The 13043-nt window shown below is 63.2% G+C and carries 14 protein-coding genes and 2 pseudogenes; 3 read left to right on the top strand and 13 right to left on the bottom strand.

The annotated features are described in order from the left end of the window. Positions 1 to 59 precede the first annotated feature (59 nt). The 4 genes and pseudogenes from gndA to ATB98_RS10975 all read right to left on the bottom strand — a co-directional run bounded on the left by gndA (position 60) and on the right by ATB98_RS10975 (position 3018). Positions 60 to 1490: an NADP-dependent phosphogluconate dehydrogenase gene (gene gndA / locus ATB98_RS10960; protein WP_066873366.1), complete on the bottom strand. Its 1431-nt coding sequence runs from the start codon at positions 1488 to 1490 to the stop codon at positions 60 to 62. Positions 1491 to 1668: 178 nt separating this feature from the next. Continuing rightward, positions 1669 to 1825: pseudogene (ccoS, locus tag ATB98_RS10965) on the bottom strand (cbb3-type cytochrome oxidase assembly protein CcoS). Continuing rightward, positions 1825 to 2007, bottom strand: a pseudogene (locus ATB98_RS10970) (hypothetical protein); the annotation flags it as partial. The pseudogenes ATB98_RS10970 and ccoS, both read right to left, overlap by 1 nt. A 63-nt stretch (positions 2008 to 2070) precedes the next feature. Continuing rightward, positions 2071 to 3018, bottom strand: coding sequence for a LysR family transcriptional regulator (locus ATB98_RS10975; RefSeq protein WP_066873370.1), 948 nt, complete (start codon positions 3016 to 3018; stop codon positions 2071 to 2073). A gap of 106 nt (positions 3019 to 3124) precedes the next feature. Here ATB98_RS10975 and ATB98_RS10980 point away from each other — a divergent pair, with 106 nt between their 5' ends. The 3 genes from ATB98_RS10980 (at position 3125) to ATB98_RS10990 (ending at position 4696) form a co-directional block, all read left to right on the top strand. Beyond that, positions 3125 to 3724: a glutathione S-transferase family protein gene (locus ATB98_RS10980; protein ID WP_234781903.1), complete on the top strand. Its 600-nt coding sequence runs from the start codon at positions 3125 to 3127 to the stop codon at positions 3722 to 3724. Positions 3725 to 3915: 191 nt separating this feature from the next. Further along, on the top strand, positions 3916 to 4323 hold the full coding sequence (locus ATB98_RS10985; protein WP_066873373.1) for an SRPBCC family protein: 408 nt from the start codon (positions 3916 to 3918) through the stop codon (positions 4321 to 4323). A gap of 19 nt (positions 4324 to 4342) precedes the next feature. Continuing rightward, entirely contained in the window at positions 4343 to 4696 is a 354-nt protein-coding gene (locus ATB98_RS10990; protein WP_066873377.1) for a VOC family protein, read from the top strand. 310 nt (positions 4697 to 5006) lie between these two features. Here ATB98_RS10990 and ATB98_RS30340 read toward each other — a convergent pair whose 3' ends face one another. From ATB98_RS30340 to ATB98_RS11030, 9 genes are all read right to left on the bottom strand, one after another. Then, positions 5007 to 5129: a hypothetical protein gene (locus ATB98_RS30340; RefSeq protein ID WP_268801786.1), complete on the bottom strand. Its 123-nt coding sequence runs from the start codon at positions 5127 to 5129 to the stop codon at positions 5007 to 5009. Between the two features lie 113 nt (positions 5130 to 5242). Beyond that, positions 5243 to 6031, bottom strand: coding sequence for a PAS domain-containing protein (locus ATB98_RS10995; RefSeq protein WP_234781904.1), 789 nt, complete (start codon positions 6029 to 6031; stop codon positions 5243 to 5245). A gap of 417 nt (positions 6032 to 6448) precedes the next feature. Further along, positions 6449 to 7372 (bottom strand): lipid A biosynthesis lauroyl acyltransferase, encoded by a 924-nt coding sequence (locus tag ATB98_RS11000; RefSeq protein ID WP_066873605.1) that lies wholly within the window; start codon positions 7370 to 7372, stop codon positions 6449 to 6451. Between the two features lie 11 nt (positions 7373 to 7383). Next, entirely contained in the window at positions 7384 to 8412 is a 1029-nt protein-coding gene (locus tag ATB98_RS11005; protein WP_066873380.1) for a zinc-binding dehydrogenase, read from the bottom strand. Between the two features lie 229 nt (positions 8413 to 8641). Continuing rightward, positions 8642 to 9925 carry a beta-ketoacyl-ACP synthase gene (locus ATB98_RS11010; protein ID WP_066873383.1) on the bottom strand — a complete coding sequence of 428 codons (1284 nt, stop codon included), beginning with the start codon at positions 9923 to 9925 and terminating at the stop codon, positions 8642 to 8644. Between the two features lie 11 nt (positions 9926 to 9936). Further along, a complete protein-coding gene (locus ATB98_RS11015) occupies positions 9937 to 11139 on the bottom strand; it encodes a beta-ketoacyl-ACP synthase (RefSeq protein ID WP_066873390.1) in 1203 nt (400 codons plus the stop codon). A gap of 2 nt (positions 11140 to 11141) precedes the next feature. Continuing rightward, the gene (locus tag ATB98_RS11020) at positions 11142 to 11618 is read right to left on the bottom strand and encodes a 3-hydroxyacyl-ACP dehydratase FabZ family protein (RefSeq protein ID WP_066873393.1); all 477 of its coding nucleotides are present in this window, start codon (positions 11616 to 11618) and stop codon (positions 11142 to 11144) included. Positions 11619 to 11733: 115 nt separating this feature from the next. Further along, positions 11734 to 12018, bottom strand: coding sequence for an acyl carrier protein (locus tag ATB98_RS11025; RefSeq protein ID WP_085938953.1), 285 nt, complete (start codon positions 12016 to 12018; stop codon positions 11734 to 11736). A gap of 274 nt (positions 12019 to 12292) precedes the next feature. Continuing rightward, positions 12293 to 13042: a glycerophosphodiester phosphodiesterase gene (locus tag ATB98_RS11030; RefSeq protein WP_066873396.1), complete on the bottom strand. Its 750-nt coding sequence runs from the start codon at positions 13040 to 13042 to the stop codon at positions 12293 to 12295. Position 13043 lies beyond the last annotated feature (1 nt).

Genomic DNA, 13043 nt, shown 5'->3' on the forward strand with positions numbered 1-13043 from the left:
TTGTCGTGAAAGGGCGACCAGCGCCACCCTTCCTTTGGTAGAAGCGAACTAAACTGATCCTACGCCTTCAGCCCGCTACCCCATGGCCCATGGTGGCTGTCGGCGCCGTCGATGCGGTCGAAGCCGTGGGCGCCGAAGAAGTCGCGCTGCGCCTGGATGACGTTGGCCGTACCGCGGCCGCGGCGATAGCTGTCGAAATAGCCGAGCGCCGAGGCAAGCGCCGGCACCGGCAGTCCGCCGAGCACCGCGGCCGAGACGACGCGGCGGAGTGCTGCGTCGGTCTCCTTGACCATCGAAGCGAAAGCCGGCGTCACGATCAGGTTCGCCGCATCCGGCGCCTTGGTGAAGGCGGTGGTGATCTCGTCGAGGAACTGCGAACGGATGATGCAGCCGGCGCGCCAGATTTTGGCGATCGTCGGCATCGGCAGGTTCCAGCCGAACTCCTTCGAGGCCGCAGACATTACCGCGAAGCCCTGCGCATAGGCGCCGATCTTGGCGGCGAGAAGCCCGTTTTCGAGGTCCTTGATGAAGGCATTCCTGTCCGCAACCTGGAACGCGCCGACCGGCGGCAGGCCGAGGATCTTTTCGGCCGCCTCCCGCTCCTCCTTCGCCGAGGAAATGCTGCGGGCGGCGACGGCTGCCTCGATGGCGGTCGCCGGAACGCCCATGTTCTGCGCCTCGATCACCGACCATTTGCCGGTGCCCTTCTGCCCGGCCTTGTCGAGGATCAGGTCGACGGTCGGCTTGCCGGTCAGCGGATCGGCGGCCTTCAGCACCTTTTCGGTGATCTCGATCAGATAGGAGTTGAGCCGTCCCTTGTTCCAGCCGCCGAAGACTTCGCCGATCTCGCTCGCCGTCATCTTCAGCCCGTCGCGCAGGATGCCGTAGATCTCGGCGATCATCTGCATGTCGGCATATTCGATGCCGTTGTGAATCGTCTTGACGAAGTGCCCGGCGCCATTCTCGCCGAGCCAGGCGACGCAGGGGTCGCCTTCATATTTCGCGGCGATCGAGGTCAGCACTTTCTCGACGCGGGCATAGGATTCCTGCGTGCCGCCGACCATGATCGAGGGGCCGTGGCGAGCGCCCTCCTCGCCGCCGGAAACACCCATGCCGATGAAGGTGAAACCCGAATCCTTCAACATATCGAAGCGGCGCATCGTGTCGCGGAAATTGGCGTTGCCGGCATCGATCATGATGTCGCCCCTGGCAAGATGCGGCTTCAGGGCCGCCATCTGCTGGTCGACCGGCTCGCCGGCCTTGATCATGATGATGATCGGGCGCGGCGGACGGATGGCGGCGACGAAGTCCTCGATCGTCTCGCAAGGAACGATCTGCTCCTTGAGGGCGCCGGCTTCGGCGTAGAACTTGCGCGTCGCGTCAACCGTGCGGTTGAAAACGGCGATCTTGTTGCCTTTTTCAGCGATGTTGAGCGCCAGGTTCGATCCCATGACGCCGAGGCCGATTAGGCCGATTTCCGCCTGTGACACGTGATTGCCTCCATTGGACAGAAGAGCCGGACACGAAAATCGCGACGACGCGCGATGCCGGCACCTCGAATTGATCTGCGCACGCCCGCCGCCCTGCGGGAACGGGCGGTCCTGACACGCGGTCGCGGAGGCAGTTTTGGCACTCAAATCGATTTACGACAAGCCATTCCTGGCAAAATCAATCCTTTTCGGGTCGGCCGTCGCCGTCGTCGAGGACGCGCCAAGCCGCGCCGTCAGATCCTCGTATTGATCGCTCTTCAGCGCCCAGAGGAAGGCGACAGGACCGAGACCGTCGAGGGAAAGCGCGATCGGGTCAGGTAGGCGAGCGTGTTCATCAAGCACCCCCTGCCGGCAGCAAGGCGGTGGGCGATGCATTGCTTTCGGCGGGCTTCATGGATGCGAGACCCCGCAGCCGCAAGGCATTGGCGACGACGATCAGCGACGAGGTCGACATCGCCACGGCAGCGACCAGCGGCGTCGCATAACCCAGCATCGCGATCCGCACGGCGATCAGATCCACGGTTCTCACACCGTCTATATTGACGTCCATATAGACAGAGCATCCAGCTCGCCTCACTTCTCAGCAAGGCGGCCCTCCTCGGATGCGTACTGCCAAGAGCGCTTGAGCGACGTTTGAAAGGCGCGCGCGCAGACGCGGCGCGGCAAAACCAACGAATTCCTCGACAAGACTTCGGGTCTGCCGCTTTTGCAGGCGCAGCATATGGACGGGGATCTGACTGTCGTCAAATTGCGGGAGTATCTCGACCAGACGGCCTTCCATGACAGACGAATACACCTGGTACGATAGAAGCCGAGTGATGCCCATGTCCGCCTCGGCACACGAAACAGCGGCTGCCACAGCGTTCACGGACAGTCTTGGACGCAGCCGCACCGAGTTTGCACCGAACTCCGCACTACTGAACGTCCATCGAAAATCACCGAAACCACCATTGAAGACCACACAGTCATGGTTCGCGAGTTCTGCTACGGTGGTTGGCTCACCGTGTCTTTCAAGATAGTCGGGCGAAGCGCACACCACCGGACGGAGATTGCCTACGTTGACCGACAGTAAGCCGCAGTCACCGAGTTTCCCCACTCGTATTGCCAGGTCAATTCCTTCCTCGACGATATCAATGGATCGGTCGAGAAACTCGATGCGGACCGTGACCTTAGGGTAGACGCGTAGAAAGTCGTTGACGACAGGGAGGAAGTGCGAGCGGCCAAGGGTAACAGGGGCAGTTATGACCAAGTTCCCGGAGTGGCCCTTCACCTTTTCGCTGATGCGCGCTTCCGCATACTCGAGCTCGTCGAGCAGGTTACGCGCAGCGATGAGATACTCTTGCCCCTCCTGAGTTAGAACCGCGACACGCGATGTACGATTGACCAGCGTAAAACCCAAATGGTGCTCCAGTTGGGCCATCTGGCGGCTCACGTTTGTGAGCGGTTCGGATAACGACCGCGCGGCCGCGGAAAGGCTTCCCGCCTCGGCGACGGCGATAAAAGTCTTCATCATCCGCAGCTTGTCCATGGATCCTCCCCCTTTCTGGAAAGATGACTTTCAAAGAACCAGACTTACCTCGACGCCCTGCCCTTTGTGAGAATGCAGCGTCAAGTGAGGCTACCTGGAGGTAAAGATGGCCATGAAACTTTACGACCTCGAACTGTCGGGCAACTGCTACAAAGTCCGCCTGTTCTTGCAACTGATCGGTCAAGAATACGAACTTGTCCCCGTTGATTTTCTGGGAGGCGCGCACAAAAAGCCTCCGCTTAGCGAGTTGAACCCGTTTCTTGAGATCCCGATTCTCGCGGATGGCGACCTCGTTCTGCGCGACTCGCACGCGATCCTTGTGTATCTGGCGCGCAAGTATGGCGGAGAGGGTTGGATGCCGACTGAACCATCATCAATGGCCCGGGTCATTGAATGGCTCATGGTCGCTGAAAATGAAATCGCTCGTGGCCCAAACGATGCCCGCCTCCACGACAAATTCGGGTACGACTTGGACCACGGTCTGGCTGTCAAACGATCGACGCGCATCTTGGACCTCATCGAGGAACACTTGAAAGGACGGGACTGGCTGGTTCTGGGCCGTCCGACGATCGCAGACATCGCATGTTTCCCATACATCGCGTTGGGGCATGAGGGTCGGGTGCCCGTCGGGGACAGACGTAACGTTACCGCCTGGATCGGGAGGATAAAGACGCTTCCCGGGTTCGTCGGCATGCCGGAACTGTGAGTGTGTCATGGCTTTCCAAGTAACTACCCGCCCGCCGGAATCAGGGAGACTGTCCGTGTAACGCACTGAATCTTCAGCGTCGCACGAGCCGCAACAGGCGTGCGACGCCGCGCATCCGGGCAGGGCCTGGCCGTTTCGTTCAAGACCGCCGCCCGGCAAAGTGCTATCAAAGGGGGCAAGGAGAGAAACCCATGACCACGATGGCGGCGAGGATCGTCCACATCTCGATCGAGCGCGACTGGCGCGAGGTTTATGCCTTCATGGCGGATCCTCAGAAGATGCCGCTTTGGGCTTCCGGCCTCTCGTCCGGGCTCAAGCGTGACGGCGATGAGTGGATCGCGCCCGGACCGCTCGGCAATGCCCGCGTCCGCTTCGCCGCTCACAACGAATTCGGCGTCGTCGACCATCTCGTCAGCCTGGAGAACGGCTTGACGGTGCACAACGCCCTCCGCGTCGTGCCGAACGGCGACGGGGCGGAAGTCATGTTCACGCTGCTCAGACAAGCGGACATGAGCGACGAGCAGTTCGCCGCCGACGCCGCCTGGGTGGAAAAGGATCTTGCCGCCCTCAAAACCATCATGGAAGCCGACGATCGCTGATCAAACGACGGGAAAGAACATGGATACCCAAAATAACGACCGCCGCATCGACTATATCGAATTCAACGTAGCGGACATCGCCGCCAGCAAGGCCTTCTATGGCAACGCCTTCGGCTGGACCTTCAAGGATTACGGCCCGGAATACTGCGAGTTTGCCGACGGCCGGCTGACCGGAGGCTTCACCACGCTCGGACCGGTCCGCAGCGGCGGCCCGCTCGTCATCATCTATGCCGATAACTTGGAAGACGCCTTGGCGCGCGTCGAAGGCGCCGGCGGCAAGATCCTCAAGCCGATCTTTTCCTTTCCGGGCGGCCGGCGTTTCCACTTCGCCGATCCGGACGGCTATGAACTGGCAGTCTGGTCCACCCGCTAAGCAATTCGCGGTCGGCTCTGTCCCGGGGGGCTCCTGGCTATTCGCCGAAGCGAATGAACAATGCGCCGACAAGGCCGAAGACGACGATGCACTGCAGAATGAACATTGGCCATTCCTGTGACATCTCGAATCCTCCTGTCGAGCATCACCGCTGCCGTGGATTTCTGCGCCACTCGAAAGCACGAGTGGCGAGTCTAACACTTCCGGTGGAGTTCCGCACAGAAAAGCCGTGCGTCCGGTGAAGGGCGCACGGCCGGAGCGGTAGCGGAAAAGTGTGAGCGGTTTTCCTTCGCCGCTCCGTTCGCCGGGATTAGTCGGCGCCGCCCCCGAGCGAATGGACGAAGACCGCGAGTTCCTTGACGGTCGTGTCACCGATGCGCGGCAGACCGGAGGCTACATGCTGCGCGGCTTCTTCACCAATTTGCGCCGTCATGTCCATTTCGAGCAGGAATGCCTGCGGGGAATTCTCGCCCAATACCCGGTGCAGCCGCCGTCCTGATACAACATGCGCATCGCATCGTTCCGATGCGTTCCTCACGGCAGAGATCAGGCGGCGATCGCCTTGCGTCGATCGGCATGTTCCTGGATGACAAGAATGGCGCCGATGAGCTTGCCGGAACTGGACCTGCACGGCGTCATGCGACAGCGTACCACGACAGTCCGTGCGTTGACGGTCTTTGCGAAGGTGTACTCGACCACTTCCCCGGCGAAACAGCGGTCGAGATAGCCCTTCACACGTTGCTCGAAGCGCTGCAGGCCGATGAATTCGACGATGTGCCTGCCGATGAGTTCCATCGGCCTGCTGTCGAGACGGCTCGCATTCACCGGATTTGTGTAGAGATAGCGGTAATCCGGCGTGATGACGGCGATCCGGTCGGGAAAGCTGTCGAGGATCGCCTCGTTGAGCAGCCCTTCGTCGGCGCGCCCCTTGTTCGGAAGCTTCGGCGCGCGCTCGAGGTCGAGCCCGGCGAGATCCGTTGACCGCGTCGCGGCGAAATAGCGATTGATCAGCGACTGAAGCAAGCGCGAATGGCGCAGCACGCAGGACATGTCGTCCGCCTCGAAGCGCAATATATCGATCAGGAACTGAAATTGCAGGCGCGCGTCTTCGACGCTCGCGGCCTTTTCATCGTAAACGGCCTTCAGAATCGGCTCGAGTTCGCGATCGAGGATACCGACCAGATGCTCGTCCGCCACCTTCACGGCGTATTGCAATTGCGAATATTTGAACCAGAACAGCTCAATCAACTCGTTCAATTCGAAAAGCCCCATTCCCCGCGGCAAGGCCGCGCCCAAAGCACTCGAAAGCTGGCCGCTCAGTTGCAAGCGACTCATGCGCATCTCCTTGAATCGACCTCGATTCAAGGACAAAGAGATGCAGAAATTCAACGTGCTGCAGCGACCTTTGCGCGCCTTATCAGACGCGCGGGCGCTGTAGCGTCGATCTGGACGGTCCCCCTGTTTCCGGCGCAGGAAAACTGCCCCGCGCCTTCAGCCCAAAGCGCTTGCAGCCGCTCCCCGAGCACAACGAATGAGTTTACACCCATCGCACAGCCGTTCAACAACAGAAAGCCACCACTATATATTGCAAACGTTTGCGGACCATGCAAACGGCGCATCGGCCCAAATTTGAGTAGGTCGAAAGGCCAAGATGCGCGTGGGGCGATCAATCGGGAAGCCGGACCGGGGGACGCATGTTTCCTGGCGTCTGGGTCGCCGGCGAGATTCCGGAAGGCGGCGGAGCGTCCGCCCTCAAAGATGGCGTTTGATGTGCCAGCGATCGTGGTACCAGAGCCATTGGCCCGGATATTCGCGCACCCAGCTTTCGACCTTGTCGTTCAGCATTTGCGCTGTGGCATTGACATCGACGCTGCCATCGGCCCGCCTCGGGATTTCCACGGCCGGCTCCAGTTCCAGCCGGAAACGCCCCCCGGGCAGGCGGATGCAGCGGGCCGGATAGACCTCACAGTTGAACTGGCGCACAAGCTTGGCAAGCAGCGGGTTCGTCTGCACGTCGCGGCCGAAGAACTTCGTCTTCAGCCCCTTGCGGAACTTCTGGTCGACGAGCACGCCGACGGCGCCGCCGCGCTCGAGCTGCCGGGCCAGTGCGAAGGACGAGCCTGCATGCGAGGGCACGAGATTGCCCATGCGTGCCTTGCGGAACTCGAACACTTTGTCGGCGAGATAAGGATTGTTCGGCGGGCGGAAGAGGACGGTCACGTCGAGGCCGAAGGCGGAGCCGGCGACCGGCAGCATCTCGAAATTGCCGGTATGAGCCGTGAACACGATAAAGGGCCGCGGACTGTCTCTGAGCTCGAGGAAGAGCGGAATACCGGACACCTCCACCCTCCCCGGCTCCCTCCGGTCGGGATCGAAGTCGAAGAGCTGGTCGAGAAAGACATACTCGGCTGCGAGCCGCCCCATATTGCCCCAGCTTTCGAGCGCGATCTCCCCGATCTCCGCATCGCTCTTTTCGGGAAAGGCGTTGCGCAGGTTGGTGAGCGTCAGCTTGTGGCGGCGGGTCTTCGGACCGATCCAGCGTGCGACCCGGTCCATGAAATCGATCGCCGTGTCGGGCGGCAGCAGCTTCAGGACCGTGAGGAGCAGCAGCACGAACTGCGCGATGAGCCATTGCCGGAAATGGTCGGCGGCCAGCACCAGCCGCGTGATCAGCATCCGCACGGCGATCAATCCATCCTGAGGACGATCTTGCCGAAGACCTGGCGCGACTCCATGCGCTCCAGCGCCCGGTCGATGTCGGAGAGACCGACTTCCGTGTCGATCACCGGATGGACGAGACCGCGCGCCATCTTCTGCATGGCGTTCGCCATGTTCTCCATGCGGCAGCCGAAGGAGCCGAGCAGCTTCAGCTGCTGCTGGAAGAGCATCATCAGGTTGAGGTCGGTCGACACGCCGGAGGTCGAGCCACAGGTGACCAACCGTCCGCCCCGCTTCATCGACAGCATCGAACCCGCCCAGGTGTCCTTGCCGACATGCTCGAAGACGACGTCGACGCCCTTCTTCCTGGTGAGCTTGCGCACCACGCCCTCGAAGCGGTCGGTGCGGTAATTGATGACATGATCGGCGCCGAGCGCCTTGGCCCTCTCGATCTTGTCGTCGGAGCCGACGGTGGTGATGACGGTGCAGCCTATCTTCTTCGCGAGCTGAATCGCCGCCGTGCCGATGCCGGAACCGCCGGCATGGACGAGGATCGTCTCGCCCGGCTCGAGCCTGGCGTTGTCGAACAGCATGTGCTCGACCGTGCCGAAGGTGACGGGCGCGAGAGCCGCGCCGACCGCATCGACGCCCGGGGGCGCCGGGACCAGGAGGCGCGCCGGCAGGTTCACCTTCTCCTGCGCGAAGCCGTCGAGATGGAAGCCGTGCACCCCGCCGACATGTTCGCAGAGATTGTCACGACCTTCCCGGCAGGGGCGGCAGAGGCCGCAGGTCCGCGCACCGTAGATCGAAACGAGCTGGCCTGGCAGGAGATTGGCTACGCCGGGGCCGATGCTTTCGACGACACCCGATGCTTCGGCGCCGATGACGAGCGGCATCTTGCGCTTGGCAAAGGCCATGCCGCGCCAGCCCCAGACGTCGATATGGTTGAGCGCAACCGCCTTGACGCGAAGCGTGACTTCACCGGGGGCCGGCGCGTCCGGTTCCGGGAGGTCGGTGATTTCGAGCTTGCGATCATCGAGCAGTTGCAGGGCGCGCATGGTCTTTCCTTTGGATAGTTCGGTTTCTGGCGGAGGCGCTCACCGCCTCTGGCCTGCCGGCCACCTCCCCCACAATGGGGGCGAACAGATGTGGCGCCGTTTGCGTCTCCAGCGACCGTTCCGTTTGCAGGGGGTGTTTCGCTTGGAGCGCGGGGCAGGCCGCTTGTATTCTCCCCCCTTGTGGGGGAGATGGCCGGCAGGCCAGAGGGGGCACTGCTTGCGCCACCACTCAAGCCGGCTCGGCGGTCATGACGAGGCTGGCGTTCTGTCCGCCGAAGCCGAAGGAATTCGACAGCACGGCGGTGACCTGCTTGCTGCGCTTCACGTTCGGCACGACATCGAGAACGATCGCCGGGTCCGGGTTCTGGTAATTGATGGTCGGCGGCAGGGTGCCGGTAAGGATCGTCTGCAGCGAGAAGACCGCCTCGACCGCGCCGGCGGCCGTCAGCGTGTGGCCGATCATCGACTTGTTGGACGAAACCGGAATGGACGGCAGCCGCTCGCCGAAGACGGCCGACATCGACAGATACTCCATCTTGTCGTTTTCCGGCGTCGAGGTGCCGTGCGCATTGATGTAGCCGATACCGGTCTCGTCGATGCCGGCATCGGCAAGCGCCGCGCGGATCGTCGCGATCGCCGGTCCGCCATCGGGCGAGGAGCGCGTGCGATGGAAGAGGTCGGCCTTCTCCCCGCAGCCCCTGAGGATGCCGTAGACGCGAGCGCCGCGGGCAACGGCGGCCTCCAGCGATTCGAGCACGAGCGTGGCGGCGCCTTCCGCGATCACGAAACCGTCGCGGTCCTTGGTGAAGGGCTTCGATGCCTTTTCCGGCGGATCGTTCTGGGTCGAAAGCGCCGAAAGCAGCGAAAAGCGGATCAGCGCTTCGGCGCTGAGCGAGCCGTCGGTCGCGACCGTCAGCGCCCGGTCGGTGCGGCCCTGGCGGATCGCCTCGACGCCGAGCTGGATCGCGGTTGCGCCCGAGGCGCAGGCGGTCGAAAGCGTGACCGGCAGGCCGCGGGTGCCGAAGCGATCGGCGAGACGCTCCGAGATCGAGCCGAACAGTACGGCCTCATGGAAGGCCGGATCCGCCTTCTGCCGCATGGCGGCGAGGAAGCGGTTGTAGGCATCGCCCGGGCGCTCCGACGGCGGCGAGCGGTCGGCGAGCTCGAAACGCGCGCTCCATTCCGGCTCGATCGGCGGCGCCGCCAGGAAAAGCGGGCCGTTGAAGTCGCCGGAAAGACCGGCCTGCGCGAGCGCCTCCAACGTCGTCTCGCGCGCCATCGCATAGGAGCGCTCGACGGCGTTTTCCGCCGGCAGCTCGATGAAATCGACCGTGCCGCTGATGCGCGTCGAAAGCCCCTCTGTCGGGAAGCGGCTGATCTTGTGGATGCCCGAAACGCCGCCGCTGAGCGCCGCCCAGTTGTCCTCCAGACCTTGGCCCAGCGAGGTGATGACGCCCATGCCGGTGACCGCGACGATCGGACGGCCGAGGTGATCCTTATACGCCTTGCTCATGCTTAAGCCCTCTATTCAGCGGCAAGCACGGCGATGCCTTCGCCGCGGGCATGGCCGATGGTTGTGACGACCGCGGCCTTGGCGGCCGCCGTCATGGGCGCCTCCGCGTCCGGATCGAAGGGGGGAACCTCTGCTCCATGGCCGAGCGAAAGGGCAGCGAACGCCACGCCGACCGGGAACTGAGCCTCGATGCCGTGGCCGACGAGACCGCCATAGGCGCGGATCGGCCGGCCGGCGAGCTCGGTTTCGAGAAACGCCTTCTCGCGCCGGGCAAGATCATGGAACCCCGAGGTGCCCGAGAAGACCACGGTCGACTGCGGATCGAACTCCGCCGCGGGCCGCGCCAGGTCCTTGAGGCGCGCCTCGAGCCGGCCGTCCTCGCGGCTGCCGCGATCGCCGCCGATCGCCGCAATCGTCGCATAGATGCGCGCGCCGCGGGCCTCGGCATATTCGCGCGATTCCAGGACGAGGAAGGCGCCGACGGAGCCGAGGATCATGCCGCCGCCGTTTCCGGGCTTGCGCGACCAGATCGGATGCCACTCGCCAAGCGAATGGCCCTGGATCGCTTCGATGAGCAGGACGATGTCGAGGCGCTCGGCCGAAAAAGCGCCGCCGACCAGCGTGTGCGTCGACTGACCGGCCTTGATGCGGGCAAAGGCCGTCTCGATCGCCGAGATGCCTGCCGCCTCCTCGCCCATGAAAGTGCGCGACGAACCCGTCACCTTGTGGACGATGGAAATGTTGCCGGCAAGGAGGTTGGAAAGCTGCGCCAGGAAAAGCGTCGGGCGCAGCTCGGTCGTGAGCTTCTCATTCAGGAGCTGCTCGCGATCGTTGCGCTTCAGGGCTTCGTCGACGATCAGCGAGTCGACATTGATGTCGCGTTCGCCACCACCGGCCGCGACGATCATGTCCATGCTGCCGCAGGCTTCGAGATTGTCCTTGAGCCCGGCATCGTCGAGGGCGAGCCCGGCGGCAAACACGCCGAGGCGCTGCCAGTTCTCCATCTGCCGCTGGTCGCCGCGCTTGGCGATCTGCTGCGACCAGTCGATCTCGGGCAGCGGATGTATCGGATAGGGGGCAAAGCGTTCCGTCTCGATCCTGACCTTCGGCGACTGGCTCGCGCCGAGCAGCGCCACGTGCGGCTCGGCTCCAACGCCCTGGCTGGTCACGATGCCGACGCCGGTGATCACCACATCGTTAGCGGATTTCGTCATCTTCACTTCTCCGAACCGGCCATCGCGGCCACCAGTCCCAGTTCCTCGGCACGTTTGCGGACGATATCGCCAAGCGGCACCTGGTCGAACGGGATCGTCCTCAGCTTCAGCTGGGCGTCGCATATCTTCTTGCCGCCCGAGGTGATCTTCGCCTTGGTTACGGCGAAACCCGAGCCCTCGTGCTCCAACAGGGCTTCGATCTCGAGCTCGGCGGAAGGCTCGACGAAGCTGCGCATCTTGGCACCGTCGACCGACATCAGGAACGGCATTGCGGCAAATTTCGTGGCGGCGAGCACCAGGAAGCCGGAGGCCTGCGCCATTGTCTCGATGAGCAGCACGCCGGGAACCAGCGGATAGCCCGGGAAATGCCCCTCGAAGACCGGGCTCTGCTCCGGCACGACCGACCGCGCGACAAGCCTGCCGGCCGCAAGATCGACGGCATCGATCCGGTCGATCATCTGGAAATACTCAAGGAGCATGAAGGCTCATCCCGTTTGTTTCGCGCTCAAGTAAAAATGCCGATGCCGCCTGTCAAGCGCGAGGCGCGACAGGCGGCACCGGACAAGGAATGAACCCGTGTCAGCGGGAGATCGATCAGGCCTTGGCGGCCCGAAGCTCGTCGATCTTCGCGCAGAGGTTCTTCAGTACGAAATATTCCTCGGTAGAGACCTTGCCCTCGTTGACTTCCTGGGTCCACTGCTCCAGCGGAATCTTGATGCCGAACTCCTTGTCGATCGCAAAAACGATGTCGAGGAAGTCCAGGCTGTCGATGCCGAGGTCATCGATCGTATGGCTTTCCGGCTTGATCGTCTCACGATCGATCTCGCTCGTTTCCGCAATGATGTCGGCAACTTTGTCGAATGTAGCTGTCACGCGCATACCTCATGAAATTCGAGTCTTGGCGATCCCTATAGAAAAATGCACCGCAAAAGCCAATGCCCCACGGCCTTTTGCCGTCGTGATTTGAGAAGCGGTGTTGCCGAACGGCGACCGATCGCTAGCCTTCCGGTAGAGCAGGACGGGCCTGGCGTGCACCGTCAGGCCCATCCCGAGGACGCCTGGCAAACAGCCGCGTTGCCGTGCCGGACCTCGATCCGCTGATGCGTCATGCCGGCATGGATTGCTGAGCGGCAGCGGACTGCAGTAGCGGGGTTTACCGGAAACAATCCGCAGCGAGGCGCGGGTCATCGAGGAGGATCGCGTCGGGAGCAAAGGCGTGCAACCTTGCCAGCCCCTCCCGATCGATGAGACCGACAGGAAACGGCGGATATTCCGGCAAGGGAACCGGCCGCGGCTGACCGGCCATCACCGCGAGACGCATTGCCGCAGCCCGCACGGTCGCCGCACGGTCAGCCGTCAACGCGGCCTGCCAGAGCCGGAACCAGTTCGCGCCCGCTCGCGCTGCCGCCTGGATCGCGTCCGGCTCACCGAGAAAGGCGAGAATCGCGACGTCCTGGCTGGCGCCACGGGCGGAAGTGATGAGATCGACGCCGCGCAGGCCCAGCATCACGCGGTCGAGCGCATTGGCGGCGGCGACCGCATCGATGACCAGCGGAAGCTGCGTGCTCTCCATCAGCTTGACGTCCAGGAGCACACCCAGCGAACCGGAGGCTGCAAGCGCCTGCTCGAGCGTCATCACCGCCGGCAGCAGCCGGCGCAGCGTCGCAAGGTCGAGGTCGGCGACCGCGCGCGGATCGCCTGAAAGCCGCAACAGGTCGGCGTCGTGGATACAGACGAGAGCCCCGTCCCTGGTCAGGCGGACATCCGTCTCGACGGCATCGGCCCCGGCTTGCGCGGCCGCGCGCAGCGCCTCCGCGCTGTTTTCAGGCGCGAGGGCAGCGCCGCCGCGATGTGCGATGATCAGGGGCTTGCGTTCCGGTCGATCGGTCCACCAATTCGACATG

The organism is Sinorhizobium saheli (genome assembly GCF_001651875.1).
GTDB classification, from domain to species: domain Bacteria; phylum Pseudomonadota; class Alphaproteobacteria; order Rhizobiales; family Rhizobiaceae; genus Sinorhizobium; species Sinorhizobium saheli.